General features: G+C 51.8%; 20 protein-coding genes. 9 read left to right on the top strand and 11 right to left on the bottom strand.

Going from position 1 to position 18388, the window contains the following annotated elements:
• Positions 1 to 8 precede the first annotated feature (8 nt).
• The 8 genes from tsaB to Q9292_RS06255 all read right to left on the bottom strand — a co-directional run bounded on the left by tsaB (position 9) and on the right by Q9292_RS06255 (position 5553).
• Positions 9 to 710 carry a tRNA (adenosine(37)-N6)-threonylcarbamoyltransferase complex dimerization subunit type 1 TsaB gene (gene tsaB, locus Q9292_RS06290; protein ID WP_194749325.1) on the bottom strand — a complete coding sequence of 234 codons (702 nt, stop codon included), beginning with the start codon at positions 708 to 710 and terminating at the stop codon, positions 9 to 11.
• A gap of 69 nt (positions 711 to 779) precedes the next feature.
• On the bottom strand, positions 780 to 1076 hold the full coding sequence (locus tag Q9292_RS06285) for a hypothetical protein (RefSeq protein ID WP_313986063.1): 297 nt from the start codon (positions 1074 to 1076) through the stop codon (positions 780 to 782).
• 86 nt (positions 1077 to 1162) lie between these two features.
• Positions 1163 to 1540, bottom strand: a complete 378-nt coding sequence (locus tag Q9292_RS06280; protein ID WP_313986060.1) for a hypothetical protein — start codon at positions 1538 to 1540, stop codon at positions 1163 to 1165.
• Positions 1541 to 1605: 65 nt separating this feature from the next.
• Positions 1606 to 2415: a 3-methyl-2-oxobutanoate hydroxymethyltransferase gene (gene panB / locus Q9292_RS06275; protein WP_313986057.1), complete on the bottom strand. Its 810-nt coding sequence runs from the start codon at positions 2413 to 2415 to the stop codon at positions 1606 to 1608.
• 60 nt (positions 2416 to 2475) lie between these two features.
• Positions 2476 to 3114, bottom strand: a complete 639-nt coding sequence (locus Q9292_RS06270) for a deoxynucleoside kinase (RefSeq protein WP_228518910.1) — start codon at positions 3112 to 3114, stop codon at positions 2476 to 2478.
• 13 nt (positions 3115 to 3127) lie between these two features.
• Entirely contained in the window at positions 3128 to 3622 is a 495-nt protein-coding gene (gene folK, locus Q9292_RS06265; protein ID WP_313986054.1) for a 2-amino-4-hydroxy-6-hydroxymethyldihydropteridine diphosphokinase, read from the bottom strand.
• Positions 3622 to 4968, bottom strand: coding sequence for a polynucleotide adenylyltransferase PcnB (gene pcnB / locus Q9292_RS06260; RefSeq protein ID WP_275356659.1), 1347 nt, complete (start codon positions 4966 to 4968; stop codon positions 3622 to 3624). The genes folK and pcnB overlap by 1 nt, the downstream gene beginning before the upstream one ends.
• A 33-nt stretch (positions 4969 to 5001) precedes the next feature.
• The gene (locus Q9292_RS06255; protein ID WP_194749321.1) at positions 5002 to 5553 is read right to left on the bottom strand and encodes a cob(I)yrinic acid a,c-diamide adenosyltransferase; all 552 of its coding nucleotides are present in this window, start codon (positions 5551 to 5553) and stop codon (positions 5002 to 5004) included.
• A 62-nt stretch (positions 5554 to 5615) separates the two neighbouring features.
• Between Q9292_RS06255 and murI the strand changes: the two genes are divergently transcribed.
• Entirely contained in the window at positions 5616 to 6398 is a 783-nt protein-coding gene (gene murI, locus Q9292_RS06250) for a glutamate racemase (RefSeq protein WP_313986047.1), read from the top strand.
• Between the two features lie 876 nt (positions 6399 to 7274).
• Here the strand turns inward: murI and Q9292_RS06245 are convergent.
• Both Q9292_RS06245 and Q9292_RS06240 read right to left on the bottom strand, forming a co-directional pair.
• Positions 7275 to 7463 (bottom strand): zinc-finger domain-containing protein, encoded by a 189-nt coding sequence (locus tag Q9292_RS06245; protein ID WP_313986044.1) that lies wholly within the window; start codon positions 7461 to 7463, stop codon positions 7275 to 7277.
• Between the two features lie 31 nt (positions 7464 to 7494).
• Positions 7495 to 8412, bottom strand: a complete 918-nt coding sequence (locus Q9292_RS06240) for a branched-chain amino acid transaminase (RefSeq protein WP_409934476.1) — start codon at positions 8410 to 8412, stop codon at positions 7495 to 7497.
• Positions 8413 to 8542: 130 nt separating this feature from the next.
• On the opposite strand from Q9292_RS06240, the gene Q9292_RS06235 reads away from it, so the two are divergent.
• The 4 genes from Q9292_RS06235 (at position 8543) to Q9292_RS06220 (ending at position 10637) form a co-directional block, all read left to right on the top strand.
• Complete coding sequence (locus tag Q9292_RS06235) at positions 8543 to 9133, top strand: SCO family protein (protein WP_275356656.1); 591 nt, start codon at positions 8543 to 8545, stop codon at positions 9131 to 9133.
• Between the two features lie 164 nt (positions 9134 to 9297).
• Positions 9298 to 9786, top strand: a complete 489-nt coding sequence (gene bfr, locus Q9292_RS06230; RefSeq protein ID WP_194749316.1) for a bacterioferritin — start codon at positions 9298 to 9300, stop codon at positions 9784 to 9786.
• A 12-nt stretch (positions 9787 to 9798) separates the two neighbouring features.
• Positions 9799 to 10275, top strand: a complete 477-nt coding sequence (bfr, locus tag Q9292_RS06225) for a bacterioferritin (protein WP_194749315.1) — start codon at positions 9799 to 9801, stop codon at positions 10273 to 10275.
• 134 nt (positions 10276 to 10409) lie between these two features.
• Positions 10410 to 10637 carry a bacterioferritin-associated ferredoxin gene (locus tag Q9292_RS06220; RefSeq protein WP_194749314.1) on the top strand — a complete coding sequence of 76 codons (228 nt, stop codon included), beginning with the start codon at positions 10410 to 10412 and terminating at the stop codon, positions 10635 to 10637.
• A 171-nt stretch (positions 10638 to 10808) separates the two neighbouring features.
• Here Q9292_RS06220 and Q9292_RS06215 read toward each other — a convergent pair whose 3' ends face one another.
• Entirely contained in the window at positions 10809 to 11435 is a 627-nt protein-coding gene (locus Q9292_RS06215) for a TetR/AcrR family transcriptional regulator (protein WP_313986036.1), read from the bottom strand.
• Between the two features lie 147 nt (positions 11436 to 11582).
• Between Q9292_RS06215 and Q9292_RS06210 the strand changes: the two genes are divergently transcribed.
• The 4 genes from Q9292_RS06210 to Q9292_RS06195 all read left to right on the top strand — a co-directional run bounded on the left by Q9292_RS06210 (position 11583) and on the right by Q9292_RS06195 (position 18385).
• Positions 11583 to 12758, top strand: coding sequence for an efflux RND transporter periplasmic adaptor subunit (locus tag Q9292_RS06210; RefSeq protein ID WP_313986033.1), 1176 nt, complete (start codon positions 11583 to 11585; stop codon positions 12756 to 12758).
• A gap of 9 nt (positions 12759 to 12767) precedes the next feature.
• Positions 12768 to 15863 (top strand): efflux RND transporter permease subunit, encoded by a 3096-nt coding sequence (locus tag Q9292_RS06205; protein ID WP_313986031.1) that lies wholly within the window; start codon positions 12768 to 12770, stop codon positions 15861 to 15863.
• Positions 15864 to 15890: 27 nt separating this feature from the next.
• Positions 15891 to 17297 carry an efflux transporter outer membrane subunit gene (locus Q9292_RS06200; RefSeq protein WP_313986029.1) on the top strand — a complete coding sequence of 469 codons (1407 nt, stop codon included), beginning with the start codon at positions 15891 to 15893 and terminating at the stop codon, positions 17295 to 17297.
• 179 nt (positions 17298 to 17476) lie between these two features.
• Positions 17477 to 18385, top strand: a complete 909-nt coding sequence (locus Q9292_RS06195) for a DMT family transporter (protein WP_313986026.1) — start codon at positions 17477 to 17479, stop codon at positions 18383 to 18385.
• Positions 18386 to 18388: the final 3 nt, after the last annotated feature.

Genomic DNA, 18388 nt, shown 5'->3' with positions numbered 1-18388 from the left:
ACTGGCCCTTACAAGGTCTGGCCTTGCGCACGCTCGGCGGCGGTCAACGCCACCCGGTTGCGCACATACAAAGGGGCCGCCTCATGGGCCGCCTGCCCTTGCCCAGCCACAAACAATGGCTGCGCCAAGGCGAGCATGGCACTGGCTTTAGGCAAACATTCAGGGCCAAATTCACTCACCTGCCCTGCATATTGCGCGGACAAGCCCTCGGCAAACACCCGCCACCCCGAGCCCGCCCCCAACCAACCGTCGCCCGCTATTGCAGGCACCTCATGTGGCTTGCACACCACCGGCGGACTCACCGCCAGCCACTGATCCGCCTCGCGGATAAACGCAGCATGATAGACCTCGCCCATACGTGCATCCAGGCACACCAGCACCTTCTCGGACTGCGTTTGCTGCCATGCCGTCTCTGCCACGGCCAACACCGAACTGACACCAATCACTGGCAGGTTGGCGCCAAAGGCCAAGCCTTGCGTCACCCCGACTGCCACACGCACCCCCGTAAACGCGCCCGGGCCCGTGCCATAGACAATCCCATGCAACTGGGACAACTTGACCCCGGCCTGGGTCAGCAAGTGTTGTATTTCTGGCAAGATGCGCTGAGAAGCCGCTGGACCGGTCACTTCATCAAACGTCAACATACCGGCCTCGGTTTGCAGGGCCAGTGACAGGGTTTCGGTGGAGGATTCGATGGAAAGTAATTTCATGTGACAACCTATTGCAATATTGTGCCATAGGTATTTCAAAGAATAATTTAATTAACTAACTTTGTAGATTCAATCTGGAAACTTAGACTCTGGCAATCTCATATGCTTTCTCAACCATACCAAAGCTAAGCGACAAGCTGGATTTTTCTTATTTTTTTCTAAAATCTCATACTTAGTAGCATTAATATAATTTGAAATTGGAAATTGTGGATTTGGCACCTCAGTCATTGGAACACCTGGATAAAACCAAGGGTTATATTTCTGAAAAGTGTTTAAAACATCCGAACCCAGATTACTAAAACTTTTCTCAATTGGATCAACGCCTATCAACTCTCTCAATTGAAATATAAGAGCATCTAAAGCCAACAAATGACCAGTATTAAAATCTATTCCGAAAATATTATATCTGTTATCAGCAGAACCATACTTCTCAAAATCTTTGAGTAACTCAACTACGGTAAATCTTCTAATATGCTTATTAACAGATGAGGTGATATATCGAGCCTTGAAATTGACAAATCAACAGATTGGCTAGCTTCAAATAATTTAATTATTGGATGACCTTTGTAGGTTTGGACACTGAGACCATTCATCAGAAGAAAAGCTTTAAAGTACTTCTCGACAGCCTGTGCGGCAGCCCAGAAAAAGGCTCGGGACAATCCGTTAATTGCCATAAAACGAGCTGCCAAATAGTCTTGATCTCCTGAAACGACAAATGACTGGTTAATCACATCAACAACATTCACCTCTGCGCTTATTTGTGTTTCTTTAGGCATGAGTTTGAAATGCGATATAACTTTACTCATATCAAAGTTATATAGAAAGCTCATGATCACAGCCTCCTTAAGAGTCTTAAGCTCCAAAGTACAGTCAAAGTCGATAGTAAAAAGCTAAATTAATAACTATGCTGCTCCCCAGGAAAGCGCCCTTCCTTCACGGCGTGCACATAACGCTCCACCGCGCCCTGCACACTGCCGCCCTGTTGCAAAAAGTTTTGCACAAACCTGGGCGCTTTGTAGTCTTGCGGCGCTTTGTCGGCGGGGCCAGTATAAATGCCCAACAAATCTTGTAATACCAGCACCTGGCCGCTACAGCCTGCGCCTGCGCCTATGCCTATGGTAGGCACCTGAATCGTTTGCGTAATCTGCGTCGCCAGAGCGGCGGGCACCATTTCAAACAGCACCATACTGACGCCGACGGCGGCCATCGCTTGCGCATCGGCCAGCATGGCGCGGGCGCTTTCTTCGGTCTTGCCCTGGATTTTATAGCCGCCCAGCTTTTCAACAGATTGCGGAGTAAAGCCAAGGTGCGCACAGACCGGCACACCGTTTTCAATCAGATAGCGCGCGGTTTCGACCATGTCTCCACCGCCTTCGATCTTGACAATATGCGCGCCTGCCGCGAGTAGGGTTTGTGCGTTGGTGAGCGCAGTTTCTCTATCATGCTCATAGCTGCAAGCAGGCATGTCGCTCATGATGACTATATGCGGCGCGCCTCTGGCGACCATACGGGTGTGGTAAATCATGTCTTGCATGGTGACGGCGAGCGTGTTGCTGCCGCCTTGTATCACCATGCCTAGTGAGTCCCCGACCAGCAATACATCCACCCCCGCCAATGCCAGCAACTTGGCAAAGGTGGCGTCATAGCAGGTCAGCATGGCAATCTTCTCGCCCGATCTGGCCCTGGTGATCAGAGTATTCAGCATGTCGTTATGTCGTCTTAAAAGGCTGCCCGCAAAAAGCACATGCGTCGCAGCAGACCCGCATCAGAAATTAGGATTAAAGTACTCGCGGCTGCTCTTGATCTGGCCTATGCGTTCGATCAGCAAATCAAAGGCTTCCGGGTCTTTAATGATATTGAGCTTTTCGTTGTTGACGATCAGCAAAGGTGAAGCATCATAAGCATGAAAGAATTCACTGTAAGCCTCAGCCAGACGGGCAATATACTCGCGCGGCATGTCTTGCTCATAGCTGATATTGCGCTCTTCAATACGATCCATCAAGGCATCGACCGGGGTTTGCAGATAGACCACCAGGTCAGGCTTGGGTGCCTTCAGCTGCAAGTGCTGGTAAATTTGATGGTAAAGCGAATACTCTTCATCATCGAGATTCAGGCGCGCAAACAGCGGATCTTTTTCGAGAAAGAAGTCAGACACCGTAGGCTGGCCAAACATGTCACGCTGCGCCATGTCCTCAATCTGCCGTGAACGCTGAAACAGGAAAAATAGCTGCGTAGGCAAGGCGTAGCGTTGCGCATCCTGATAAAAGCGGGTCAAAAAAGGATTGGCTTCGGCTTTTTCGGAGAGTAACTCTACCGAAAACTTGTCTGCCAGCATGCGGGCCAGCGTGGTTTTGCCACTGCCAATAGGACCTTCAATGACAACATAAGGAAAGCGGGTAAACATGGAGATTGCTCGTCTAGCGGATTGAATTCGGATCCAGTTTGCGCACGTCGTCGTGCTTGTTTGTTGTCAACCATTCTACAACACTCTGCCCGGATGGCAGCACAAAGTCCGGCACAATTTCAGCCAGCGGCACCACCACAAAGCCGCGCATATGCATGCGTGGATGCGGCAGGGTGAGCAGCGGGGTATCCAACTGCATGCCGTCATAATCGAGCAGATCCAGGTCCAGAATCCGTGGCGCATTGGGAAAGGGGCGCTCGCGGCCAAACTGCTGTTCTATCTCCAACAGCAATTGCATGAGGTGTGGCGCCTTAATCTCGGTCGCCATTTGCACCACGGCATTGATAAAGTCTGGCTGGTTATCATACCCCACTGGGGCGGTGGCATAGAGGCTAGAAGCTTGCAGCAGCGTCAAGCCTGGCGTATGCGCCAACACCTCAATTGCTTTGCTAACCTGCCGCTCCGGCTGCTGCAAATTGCCGCCCAGGGCAATCAAGGCAATCGCCATCAGGCCAGGTCTCCACCAGCCGGTTTTTTCTTGCGTGGCTTGCGTCTACGTTTTTTCGGGCCGCTTTCCGGTAGCAGCATGGCGGTACGCTCTTCTGTCCCGGCATCGGCAAAACGCGTCCACCAGTCACCGATTTCTTGCGGCAGCTCGCCAGAGGCACAGCGCAATAGCAGAAAATCATAGCCGGCGCGATAACGCGGATGCGTGAGCAAGGCATACGGCCGCTTGCCCGAGCGCTGTTCAAAGCGCGGCTGCATGGCCCAGATCTCTTTCATGGTGGTCGTATAGCGATTATGAATCGCCATCTTCTCGGCTTGCTTGTCGATGACTTCGTTCATCGCCTCATGCAGCGCAGGAATCATATGTTCGCCACGCTTCTGGTTTTCTTGCCAGGCAAGCAAGACTTCATGCCACAACAAGGTTGCAAACAAAAAGCTGGGGTTGGATGACTTGCCGGACGAAATGCGCTCGTCGGTATTCTTAAGCGCCAGCATGACAAACTTCTCGCCCATGGGCTGCTCAAGTATCACATCCAGCAAGGGCAACAAGCCGTGATGTAACTGTTGCGCACGTAAAGCATTGATGCTTTCAATGGCATGCCCGGACAAGAACAGCTTAAGCATTTCATCAAACAAGCGGCTAGGCGGCACGTCTTCAAGTAAATCGGCCAGCTTGCGAATCGGGGTCTCGGTATCTCGCTCCAACTTCAAGCCCAGTTTGGCTGACAAGCGCACGGCGCGCAACATACGCACCGGGTCTTCCTGATAACGCTTGATCGGGTCGCCGATGATACGCAAGGTTTTGGCACGAATATCGGCCACCCCATTATGAAAATCGAGCACTTCCTGCCGCTTGGGGTCGTAATATAAAGCATTGGCGGTGAAGTCGCGGCGCACCGCATCCTCTTCTATGCTGCCAAACACGTTATCGCGAATGATACGGCCACTGTCATTGGTTTCAGCATCGCCCTCACTCAGGTGATGCCCGCGAAAGGTAGACACCTCTATAGTCTCATGCCCCCATAACACATGCACCAGCCGGAAACGGCGGCCAATAATACGCGAACGGCGGAAAACCTTATGCACCTGCTCAGGGGTGGCATTGGTTGCCACATCAAAGTCTTTGGGCGGATGATCTAGCAGCAAATCGCGCACTGCGCCGCCGACGATATAAGCCTGAAACCCGGCCTTTTGCAGCTGGTCGCAAGTTTTGAGGGCCGCCTGGCTAATATGCTTCTGGTTGATTTTGTGCTTGCCCGCCTGGATGATTTGCGCCGCTGGCAATTGAGTGTGTGTATTCGCGCTGGCACGCCGACGGAATACTTTCTGCAGTAATTGTTTAATCATTATTTTGCAATTCGAGCGTCAGCCTGCGCCGCGCTACAGTTTATGTTGGTTATTCCACAAGACATCCGGCACACCCGCATGCCGGTTTAAGGTACGACAGAGGACAAACAGCAAATCGGACAATCGATTCAGGTATTGCAAGGCCACGGGCGTCACCGGTGCTTGCGCATGCAAGGCATGCAACACCCGCTCTGCACGCCGACACACCGTGCGTGCCAAATGACACACCGCGGCTGCCCGACTGCCGCCAGGTAATATAAACTCTTTTAACGGCGTCAATGCTTCGTTCCAGGTATCCAGCGTCATTTCCAAAAACGCGACACGGCCAGCCTGCATAAACGTATGCCCTGGCATACACAATTCACCGCCCAAATCGAACAAGTCATGCTGTATCGCCAGCAGACTGTCACGCACATCCTCAGGCAAGGTTTCAACCAGCAACATGCCTAACACCGCATTCAGCTCATCCACGTCACCCATGGCTTCCACGCGCAGATCAGACTTTGCGACGCGCGTGCCGTCGCCCAGCCCGGTCGTACCGCTATCGCCGGTACGCGTGTAAATCTTGCTCAGCCGGTTGGCCATCCCTGTCACCCGTATAAAATCCGATATAATCCAGCCATTATAAATCATACCGTGCCATTTCGATGTGCTCAGCGATTGCAGTCAACGCCCCAATCGGGGTCATGGATTCCGGGGTCGGCGGCCTCACCGTCCTCAAACACTTAACCCGCCAGCTGCCACACGAGCATTTCCACTACTTTGCTGACAGCGCACATGCGCCTTATGGCAACAAAACGGCGACAGAAATTCAGCAGCGCTGCTTTACCATCGCCGACACCCTCATCACCCAAGGCGCCAAAGCGCTAGTCGTCGCCTGTAACACCGCCACTGCCGCGGCCATCAGCGCCATGCGCAAGCGTTACACTCTACCCATTATCGGCATGGAGCCCGCCGTCAAACCCGCGGCAGCGGCCAGCAAAAACGGCATCATCGGCGTGCTCGCAACCACTGGCACGCTTAAAAGCGCACAATTCGCCGCCCTGCTCGAGCATTACGGTCAGGGTGTACAAGTCGTGACACAAGCCTGCGTGGGACTGGTAGAGTGCATAGAACAGGGGCAGCTGGATACCCCACAGACACTGGCTCTATTGCAACAATACTGCCAACCGTTGATGGCAGCAGGCGCAGATACCATAGTGCTGGGCTGCACACACTACCCGTTTGTTAAAAAGCAGATTCAAGAGATTGTGGGGCCCGAAGTCACCTTGATTGATACCGGGGCTGCGGTTGCCAAGCGCCTACATCAGGTGCTGGAGCAAAAGCAGATACTTAATGCAGCTATGGAAGCTGGGGATTTTGTGTTTTTGACCAGTGGATCGGAAGAAACGGAGCGGGTGATGCATCAACTCTGGAACGCTGATAATTAGGCGTATCTATTTAAATTAAAACGCTGCAGAAAACAATTCTGCTGCATTTGGATGCTTTGGCAAATCTATGTAACGTTCTCTTTCGCCTTTAGGCGAGTTACTTTCTGTTGCTTGCCCCACAGAAAGTAACCAAAGAAGAGGGCACCCAGCCATCACGGCCTAAAGGCTCCCTTGATTTCATTACTCGTCAGTCGCGGTTGCAGAACTCAACCTGGCAGCTTACACAACCCGTAAGCTGCTGCGGGATTCAAACAAGCTGCAACCTTATTCCGCCTGCCAAGCAATGAAATCAAGCGTGATGGGATGGGATTCATCTCGCCAAACGCTCACTGTTGAAGCTTGGACCGTTCAAAAACTCAAATTCTTTTTTTAATCCACTAAGGGGGGCGCTCATGGTTTTCGGGCCCCTTTCTGACGCGCCGAGTAGCGCAGCCAAAACAAGGGAGAAGGGAGCGACTGTTCGAGTCCCGCAGCAGCTTACGTATTTTGTGAGCTGCCAGGTCGAGTTTCGTGACCGCTTGTTTTGGTGAGCAACGCAGGGATCAAGCGGAAGCTAGGGTGCATTTCTTTTGGTTACTTATTCTTTGGGCAAGCAAAGAAAAGTGACTCGCTGAAGGGCGAAACAGAGCATGACATAAAACAAACACCAATCCTCGTGGGCATACATGCCTACCCTGCAACTTGAACAACGGCCTCTACATACGCCAACCATTGCGCCAGCATAGCGCATAATTTGGGAACCCTACTCCAAAGTGGAATTAAGGAAATTCAGACACCTTGTGACAGAGAAACAAAAGAATGATCTTCTAAAATCATTCTCAATCGCACAACCCAAACCTGCAACAAAAAACCCACGCGCTGCGTGGGTTTTTTGACTTAATGGTGATGCACCTGTGTGCCGGGTTTCAACCGGTATTTCGTCCCGCAGTACGGGCACGAGACCTCTCCCGTTTTCGCCACATCCAGAAATACTCTTGGATGTGATGCCCACAAAGCAACTTCTTTGGTTGGGCAATGCAATGGCAAGTCTTTGCCGTCTACTTCAAACTCTTTGACATCAGACATTCAAACTCTCCAGCAAACAGGCAACAATTCATTAAACCAGGGTCAGCCAGTGAGCGTACTTGGCGTTTTTCCCTTTAACCACATCAAAATACATACTTTGCAGTTTTTCAGTGATCGGGCCACGGGTGCCTTCGCCAATGGCGCGGTTATCCAGTTCACGAATAGGCGTCACTTCAGCAGCAGTCCCGGTGAAGAAGGCTTCGTCAGCGCTGTAGACTTCGTCACGCGTAATGCGTTTTTCAATCACTTCCAGGCCCAGCTCTTCTTTGGCCAGGTGAATGATGGTGTCACGGGTAATGCCTTCCAGCGCAGAGGTCAGGTCTGGCGTGTACAGCTTGCCGTTACGGATGATGAAAATGTTTTCACCGGAACCTTCAGCCACGAAACCGTCCACATCCAGCAACAGCGCTTCCTGGTAACCGTCCTGCGCCGCTTCCTGATGTGCGAGGATGCTGTTCATATAGTTGCCGTTGGCTTTGGCTTTACACATGGTGATGTTGACGTGGTGACGCGCAAAAGAAGACGTTTTTACGCGAATGCCTTTGGTAATCGCCTCTTCGCCCATGTAAGCACCCCAGCTCCAGGCGGCAACAATGACGTGAGTAGATAAGGTTTTGGCAGAAATGCCCATGGCCTCTGCACCATAAAACGCCATCGGGCGCAGATAGCCAGAGTCGAGATTATTCTCACGCACGGCAGCTCTTTGGGCGTCGGAGATGGTCGCTTTATCAAACGGCATTTTCATGCCGAGGATATGCGCACTGCGGAACAAGCGGTCTGTGTGCTCTTTGAGGCGGAAAATCGCGGTCCCCTTGTCAGTTTTGTAGGCACGCACCCCTTCAAACACGCCCATGCCATAGTGCAGGGTGTGGGTTAATACATGGGTGGTGGCGTCACGCCAGTTGACCATTTTGCCGTCGTACCAGATAACGCCGTCACGGTCTGCCATCGAACTCGGTATTGCCATTTAAACTCGCCTTTAATCCGTCAGTCATCAAAAACCAGTATTGTAAACTAATCTGCGCGCTTTTCGCCTATGCTAGAATCCATTTCAATGATGATTTACAAGGATTTTTTGCATGCCTGTGCGATTTAAGTGGCTTTATCTGGTGTTCTCGCTATTGAGCATGCTGCTGGTGGCTTGCCAGCAGGGGCCCTCTGCCCGCTTTATTGGCACCGACCTGACTGGTACCCAGTTTGGGCAGCCGCTGTCTCTCACCGATCACACGGGCAAATTGCGCCATATGAGCGACTTTAAAGGCAAGGTCGTGGTGATGTTTTTTGGTTACACGCATTGCCCGGATGTTTGCCCCACTACCATGACCGACCTGAAAAAGACCATGCAATTACTCGGTGAAAAATCCAACGATGTACAGGTGCTGTTTGTGACGGTGGACCCGGAGCGCGACACGCAAGCGGTGTTGGCGCAGTTCGTCCCCGGCTTTGATGCGCGTTTTATTGGCTTGCGCGGCACCCCGGCTGAAGTGGCAGCCAATTTGAGCGAATATAAGGTGTATGCTGCCAAAGTCAGTGAGCCGGGAAAATCAGGATACACCATGGACCACAGTGCAGGCTTGTATGTGTTTGATAAGACTGGCGCACCGCGTGTTTACGAGGGCTATGGCGAGAAGCCAGAGAATATTGCGCATGACCTCTCGTTGCTGTTATAGCCTCGCTGACTGGAATGATTCACCCCAAGCGCATCAAGAACGATTGTCATTTATGTTTCTATTTAAAATATCATTTAAAATCAAATAGTTACATAAAAATTTCAATTGCATCAATTTATTTTTGCTGTATGATGGCTAGCATCTGAAACGTGCAAGGAGCCGTCATGAAGGGCGACAAAAAAATCATAGAGATACTGAACGACTTGCTGGCAGGCGAGTTGTCCGCCACCGATCAATACCTGATTCACGGTGAAATGTATGCCGATATGGGCCTGGGCAGCCTGGCAGAGCATAGCCTGCATGAATCGCTGCACGAACGCGAACATGCACGTGCCTTGATACAGCGCATTCTGTTCCTCGAAGGCAAACCCAATCTGGCCAAGCGTGAATCACTCAATATTGGCAAGGATGTAAAATCCATGCTGGAGTCTGACCTGGCGTTGGAATACACCGTGGTCAAACACCTGAAAAAGGCTATGGAAGCCTGTGAACAAGCGCAAGATTACGTCACCCGCGAAATGTTGCTGGTGCAACTCGAAGATACCGAAATGGACCACGCCTACTGGCTGGAAAAACAGCTCAATCTGATCAAACTGGTGGGTATCGAAAACTACTGCCAGAGCCAAATGGGCAGCAGCCCTTCTGCTGCATAAGGAGTATCACGCATGCAAGGCGATAAACAAATCATTACCACCTTGAACAAGGTGCTTAAAAACCAACTGACGTCGATCAACCAATATTTTTTGCATGCGCGCATGTTCAAAAAATGGGGGCTCGAGCGACTGAATGACTACCAGTACAAACAATCCATCCGCGTCATGAAAGAAGCGGACGAGGTGATTGAACGCATTCTTTTTCTGGATGGCCTGCCTAACCTGCAAAACCTGGGCAAGTTACTCATAGGCGAAGAGGTGGTGGAATGTCTGCAGGGCGACCTGAGCTTTGAAAAAGAAGTACAGCGCCCGCAACTGGTAGAGGCGATTGCAGAAGCCGAGAAACTGCAAGATTACGTCACACGCGACTTGTTGACCGAGTTGCTTGAAGCGTGTGAAGAAGCCATCGACTGGCTGGAAACCCAGCAAAGCCTGATCGAAGACGTGACCCTACCTAATTACCTGCAATCACAGATTGAGTCTGATTAGCTGATACACGCTAGTGAATCATTGAATTAAGCCGCTAAAGCGGCTTTTTTTATGGCTGCAAGGAACCATATGCCGCTTGACAAAGTCACATTAAATGATAATAATTATCATTAGTGAACTTAATTAGAGGCAATATGTACGTTTGCGTGTGTAATGCAGTGACAGAGCGACAGATTCATCAAGCAGTGAAGAATGGCGCAAAAACCGTCAAGCATTTGAAAGATCAACTGGGCGTAGGGGCAGAATGCGGCAAATGTGCCAGCTGTGCCAAAGCCTGCCTGAAAGAGGCACATGCAGAACAACATCCGGGCCTGGTTAAAAAACTGATCCAGTTAACACCTGTACAATTAGGCGCCGCCTGATTACATACAGTTTCAAAAAAAGGGGCTATCAGCCCCCTTTTTTATTGCCCGCTTTTGGCAAACATCACTCTTGCCAATCACGATCTTCTACGCGCGCAGAAGTGAGCTGAAAACAAATCGCAGCTCTGTTCTAATCTCTCAAAACACAGTTACTTTTAACCATCCTACTTGTTAGCTGGCGTTTAACTCGTGCTCCAGAACATACCGAATCGTCCTGCTTAACATCGGGATAGTACGTTTCAGTGAAAGGTCAGGATTCCTGATTAACCGGATAGTAAAGCCTTCAAACAAAGAAGCTATCAAATTACAAGCGGTATCTAGCGCCTCTTCTGAGATATTCATTTGCCGTTGCATCATTCCTTTACGAAAATAACTTTTGATACTTTCCATGGCCGTGGCTTCTGCACGGCGGATGATATTGGCAATTTTTGGATTGCGTGCGGCCTCGGCAATCACCTCCAGCAATAAGGGCGCATCTGGATCATAGAAAGTATCCAGCGCAGTTGTTTCAACGTCAGCAATCAGGGCATCAAAGATATCACCGTCGCCCCGGTTTTGCTCAACGCGGTTAGTAACGTTCAGTATTTTGAGCAAATCTTTTTCCACGATCGCCTCAATAATGGCCTCTTTATTCTCAAAGTAATGATAGATGTGCCCAACACTCATGCCCGAGGCTTTGGATATCTGGGACATGCTGGTGCCATGAAAGCCCTGGTTTCTAAAGCACTCAGTCGCGGCCGTCAGCACCTGGTTGCGCCGGAGGTCCGCACGGCTGTTCTGTATGTTCGAGAGGGACATGACTTCTCCTGTCATCATTAAAAATAAAAGTTGCTTTTTTAGTATTCTATATTAGAATGATCATTCAATCTAGAATGAATACTCAATCTAATTTAAGTCACCCTGAAAAAAAACCATTTTCATGGCGGTACTTAAAAGGAGAATCCTATGAAACCTACATTACAGACCATGCGCTTGGCGACGGCATTTCCGGTATTGCTCGCTTTATGTGAATTACTTACCGGCTGCCATCAGGGCGCTGCCCCTGCACCGGCAGCCCCTCCGCCAGCAGAAGTGGAAGTCATCAACCTCCAGCCACAATCGGTTAACCTGAAAACCGAGTTACCTGGGCGCACTTCCCCCTTTCTGGTTTCGGAGATCCGGCCGCAGGTCAGTGGTATTTTGCAAAAACGCTTGTTCACTGAAGGGACAGATGTCAAGGCGGGCCAACAGCTGTACCAAATTGACCCTTCCACATACAAGGCTTCATTAGACAGTGCGCAGGCAAGCCTGAATAAAGCCCAGGCGAATCTTGTGGCTGCAAAAAGCAAGGCTGAGCGTTATCACGAGCTGGCGAGCATACAAGCCGTGAGCAAGCAGGATTTAGAGGATGCGCAATCAGCGCTGGATCAGGCGCAGGCAGAGGTAGATTTGGCGAAGGCCGCATTGCAAATAGCAAAAATCAATCTGGCATATACCAGCGTCCTGGCGCCGATTTCTGGACGGGTGGCGAAATCGAACATTACACCGGGCGCCCTGGTGATTGCGAACCAGGAAACCATGCTGACCAATATCCAGCAGCTTGATCCCATTTATGTCGATGTGACCCAGTCTAGCGCTGATCTGTTGCGGCTGCGCCATGACTGGGAGAGTGGCCGCCTCAAGAAGGCAGGAGAAAACCAGGCCGAAGTGAAACTCGTCCTTGAGGATGGCAGTACCTATGCACTGACTGGCAAGCTGGCATTTGCAGACATTACCGTAAGCCAGTCGACAGGCACCGTGTCGCTGCGGGCCATATTCCCCAACCCCAAAGGCGTACTCTTACCGGGCATGTATGTGCGCGCAGTCCTGGAACAAGGCGTTGCAGAAACCGCCATCCTGGTGCCACAACGAAGCGTGAGTCGCGACGCCAAAGGGGACCCTGTCGTGTATGTGCTGGACAAGGATAGCAAGGTGCAACTCAGGAATATTCAGGCGGACAAGACGCTGGATGGCCAGTGGGTGGTACGCCAGGGCCTGAATGCAGGCGACAGACTGGTAGTGAATGGGCTGCAAAAAATACGGCCTGGAATGCCGGTAAAAATTGTGTCGACCGACAAAAGCCGCGCAAACAAGCCAATATAGGGAGTCATCATGTCTAAATTTTTTATTGACCGCCCTATTTTTGCCTGGGTGATTGCGATCGTGATCATGCTGGCAGGTATACTCGCGATCCGGTCATTACCGATTGCGCAATACCCGATGATTGCACCGCCTGCGATCTCCATCACGACCACTTACCCGGGCGCCTCGGCCAAAGCGGTGGAAGACAGCGTCACCCAGGTGATCGAGCAAAAAATGAAAGGGATAGACCACCTGACCTATATGTCCTCGACCAGCGACGCTTCAGGCAGCGTCACCATTACACTGACCTTTGACGCGGGAACCGACCCGGATATTGCACAGGTACAGGTCCAGAACAAGCTCGCGCTGGCTACCCCGCTGCTGCCGCAGGATGTGCAAAAACAAGGCGTGCAGGTCGCCAAAGCTTCCAATAACTTCCTCATGGTGGCTGCGTTTATCTCAGAAGACAACAGCATGTCGAGCATCGATCTGGGGGACTATGTCGGGTCGAATGTCCAGGACATTATTAGCCGGGTGAATGGCGTAGGCGATACGCAGGTTTTTGGGACCAAATATGCCATGCGCATATGGCTGGACCCAGCCAAGCTGCACAATTTTGGGCTGACGCCTGCCGAAATCAGCGCGGCGATCACAGCACAGAACGCCCAGGTGTCAGCAGGCCAAATCGGTGGCATGCCCGCCAAAAAAGGGCAAGAATTAAATGCCACAGTGACGGCGCAAAGTCGTTTGCAAACACCCGAGCAGTTTGGGCAGATTTTATTAAAAAGCACCGCCAATGGGGCTGCGGTCAGATTGCAGGATGTCGCCCAAATTGAACTCGGTGGCGAAAGCTATGAGGTTGTCGCTCAATATAACGGCAAACCGGCAACAGGGCTGGCAATCAAGCTGGCAACCGGCGCCAATGCGCTGGAAACGGCTCAAGCCGTCAAGGCTAAACTGCTTGAGCTGGAGCCGTTTTTCCCGGCGGGCATGAAGGCGGTGATGCCGTATGACACGACCCCCTTTGTCAAAGTCTCCATCGAGGAAGTCATCAAAACGCTGGTAGAAGCCATCATCTTGGTATTTCTGGTGATGTATCTTTTCCTGCAAAATATCCGTGCCACACTCATCCCGACCATTGCCGTGCCTGTGGTCCTGCTGGGGACATTTGCCGTGTTGTCCGCCACCGGATACTCGATCAATACGCTGACCATGTTTGCCATGGTACTGGCGATTGGCCTGCTGGTAGACGATGCCATTGTGGTGGTAGAGAACGTTGAACGCGTGATGCACGAAGAGGGACTGTCTGCCAAGGAAGCCACCAGTCGTTCCATGACGCAAATTAGTGGGGCCTTGATCGGCATCGCCCTTGTGCTCTCGGCGGTATTCGTCCCCATGGCATTTTTCGGCGGCTCTACCGGCGTCATTTACCGGCAATTCTCCATCACAATCGTATCGGCCATGGTGCTTTCAGTGCTGGTAGCCCTGATTCTGACGCCTGCCCTATGCGCCACCTTACTGAAACCACACAGCAAGACACACAACCCGTTGACGGGTGCTTTTAAGGTATTTAATCGAGGAGTGGAACGTACCACCCAGGGCAGTCAATCCGTGGTTGCCCGTATGCTGCATCGTCTTGGCCGCTACGGACTGATATATGCACTGATTGTTGTCGTGATGGCCCTATTATTTGTCCGTTTGCCACAGGCTTTCCTGCCGGATGAAGATCAAGGCATCCTGTTTACGCAAGTGATCTTGCCTGCCGGGGCAACAACAGAGCGCACCCGGGCAGTCCTAAACAAGGTAGAGCATCATTTTCTGGCCGAACAAAAAGAGGCTGTCGCATCCGTGTTCACGGTGTCTGGCTTCAGCTTTGCGGGGAGTGGCCAGAACAATGGACTCGCCTTTGTCAGCTTGAAAGACTGGTCAGAACGTAAACGACCTGACCTGAAAATATCAGCGGTGATCGGAAAAGCCATGGGCAAATTCTCAACCATTAACGAGGCCATGGTCTTTGCATTCGGCCCGCCAGCCGTGGTCGAGTTAGGAAATGCTTCGGGTTTTGACCTCCAGTTGCAAGACCGGGCAGGCCTTGGGCATGAGGCCCTCATGCAGGCACGCAACCAGCTGCTGGGGATGGCCTCGGCGAATCGCTCATTGGTCGGGGTGCGGCCAAACGGGCAGGAAGACTCACCAGAATACAAGCTGGATATTGATCAAGCCAAAGCCAGTGCCCTGGGCATTTCCCTCGCGGATATCAATTCAGTACTTTCCACCGCCTGGGGGAGCACTTACGTCAATGACTTTATGGACCGCGGCCGGGTCAAGCGTGTGTACCTGCAAGGGGCCACTTCAGCACGGATGGAACCCAAGGATTTTGATCAGTGGTATGTGAAAAATGCCAGCGGTGAAATGGTGCCATTTTCTTCATTCGCCAGCGCACACTGGGCTTATGGGTCACCCAAGCTGGAACGCTATAACGGTCAATCTTCGGTAGAAATCCTGGGCGCCCCGGCGCCAGGGCATAGTACCGGCGAGGCGATGGCCATCATGGAATCATTGGCGGCAACCTTGCCTCCCGGCATCAGCTACGAGTGGACAGGATTGTCATACCAGGAGCGCATGACCGGTTCACAAGCCCCCGCGCTGTATGCTTTATCCCTGCTCATTGTGTTTTTATGCCTCGCCGCATTGTATGAGAGTTGGTCCATTCCATTTGCAGTCATGCTGGTGGTGCCGCTGGGGGTCGTCGGCGCCTTGATTGCAGCGTCCATGCGGGGACTCTCCAACGATGTGTATTTCCAGGTTGGCTTGCTGTTGACGATAGGCCTGTCTGCCAAAAATGCCATCCTGATTGTGGAGTTTGCGAAGGAAAAAATGGAGCAAGGCAAAGAGATGACAGAGGCCACATTAGAGGCATTAAGGCTGCGCTTCCGGCCAATTATCATGACATCGCTGGCCTTCATCCTTGGCGTGCTGCCGCTTGCCATTTCGACTGGCGCAGGCTCTGGCGCCCAAAATGCGCTGGGCACAGGCGTGATTGGCGGCATGCTGACAGCCACCGTACTGGCCATCCTGTTTGTACCGCTGTTTTTCGTGGCGGTACGCAGGGTATTCAAAGGCTAAGGTCGCTCATTAAAAGGAATAACGAAAATGAATAAATCACGCTATCCCATTGTGATTGCCAGCTTGATGCTGGCAGGCTGCATCAACATGCAACCCAACTATGAAAGGCCTGCCGCACCGATTCCTGCACAATGGCAGCCATCTGCCGGCCAGGCAAAACTGACGGGAGACACACTCTCGGCTGAATTGGGCTGGGAGCAGTTTTTTACCGACAACGAATTGAAAAAGTTAATCCGGCAGGCGCTGGAAAACAACCGTGACTTAAGGGTCGCCTCGCTCAATATCGAAAAGGCGCGTGCCCAATATCAGATTCAGCGGGCGGCCCTGTTTCCCAAGGTGAATGGCACGGTCAGCGGGACCAATCAACGGATGATGTTGAACTTGCCGACCGGACCCATGACATTTAACAGCCACCAGTACTCGGCAAACCTGGGATTCTCTTCCTATGAGATGGACTTTTTCGGGCGCATCAGCAGCCTGCGCGATCAGGCAGTGTATCAATACCTGTCAACAGAAGAGGCCAAGAGAAGCGCCCAGATCAGCCTGGTGTCTGAGGTGGCGAATGCCTACCTGACATTGGCCGCAGATAGTGAAAGCCTGGCGCTAGCACGGGAAACCTTGCGCACCCAACAGGCGACTTTCGACTTGAGTAAACGGCAACTGGCTTTGGGCAGTATTAATGAGCTGACGCTGCGGCAAGTGGAAACCAGCGTGGAATCTGCCCGTGTCAATGTCGCCAAATATATGACCCAGGTAGACCAGGATAGAAACGCGCTGGCACTACTGTTGGGTGAGCGTCCAAATATCAATCTTGAACAGGTGAACAACTTGCAGGCCGTCTCCCAAACCGCCAGCCTGCCTGATGGCCTTCCCTCTACGGTCTTGCAGAACAGGCCGGACGTGCTGGAAGCAGAGCGCACGCTTCAGGCCAATAACGCCAATATTGGTGCGGCCAGAGCAGCCTTCTTTCCGACCATTTCATTAACGGCATCCGCCGGTTTGGCCAGCCCGGAGTTGGGGAGCCTGTTTAGCGGCAATAACCATGTCTGGAGTTTTGCACCGCAAATCGTGCTACCCATCTTTAATGGCGGGTTGAACAAGGCCAACCTGAAGGTTGCCGAAGTCAGCCGGGAGATTAGCGTGGCGCAATATGAAAAAGCGATTCAAACCGCGTTCAAAGAGGTCTCTGACGCGCTGGCATTACGTGCCACGCTGGAAGAACAATTGTCGGCGCAAACGGCGCAGGTGAATGCCACGCAAAGAAGCTTTGTACTATCTCGCGCCAGATTCGAGAAAGGCCTGGATAGTTACCTGGCGGTACTGGATGCGCAACGTAGCTACTACGCTGCGCAACAGACGCTTATCAGCGTCAGGCTGTCGGAAGTCTCCAATCAGGTGACCTTATATAAAGTCCTGGGGGGCGGCGCATTCTGACATCAGGAGCACAAAGGAAACGCTGGCGATCAACCCCTGACCCGCCAGCGGCCTGATCACTCGCCTCACGGACCCTTTTAGTCACTCAGGTACACAAACATCCAACATTGCCCCTAGCCAGAGAGGCTGGGGCAGCATACCATGTCAGCAAACAGGTAATCATCGTATGCAATCCCCAGATGACAGACACATCGCACGCCACTCTTACCCCATATACACTGGGGCTGTTACTTCTCCCGCCCCTGCTTTGGGCAGGTAACTTTATCGCAGGCCGCGCCGTCAGCCATGAGGTGCCGCCCGTTGCTTTATCCCTGATCCGCTGGGGCCTGGCGTTTTTATGCTTGCTCCCTTTTGCGATCAAACCGTTTTTGCGTGACCGCGTCCACTACCTAAATTACCGCTGGCATGTGCTAGGGACGGCAATGACGGGCGTACTTGCATTTAATCTGCTGGTGTACTGGGGATTGCATAGCACCAGCGCAACCAACGGGATTATCCTGAATTCGTTTATTCCCTTTCTAGTCGCAATCTTTGGCGGGTTGTTTTATCAGCAACGCTTATCGACCCGTCAATTGCTCGGGCTACTGATTTCATTGATCGGCGTCCTGACGGTCGTCTCACATGGCGATATACAAGTGCTGCGATCGCTGGCATTTGCTCCTGGCGATATAATTATTTTTGTCGCCATGATCTGCTGGGCGTTGTTTACCTTGTGGCTAAAACAGATTCCAGCGTTTATTGACCGCACCGGGCTCATGTTATGCCAGGTTCTGATTGCGCTGATTTTATTGTTACCGCTCTATATTTGGGAGAAGCAGACCGCCGTGACAACGGTAGACCATATACAAACGGTCTGGTCACTGCTTTATATTGGGATTTTTCCTTCGGTGATTGCTTTCCTGGCTTATGCCAAGGCTGTCACATTGGTCGGCTCGGTGCGCGCCAGCGTGTTTATTCATGCCATGCCGATTTTTGGCTCATTACTCTCCAGCGTATTATTGAGCGAACCCTTTCATGGCTACCAACTGGCAGGCATGCTGACGATCTTTTGTGGTATTGGGCTGGCGAACACCGGCAAGCCTCACTAAAAG

It is taken from the genome of Methylophilus sp. VKM B-3414 (assembly GCF_032248435.1).
GTDB lineage: Bacteria > Pseudomonadota > Gammaproteobacteria > Burkholderiales > Methylophilaceae > Methylophilus > Methylophilus glucosoxydans.
The sequence above is the reverse complement of the archived record's forward strand: the minus strand, read 5'-3'. Positions and strand labels throughout refer to the sequence as shown.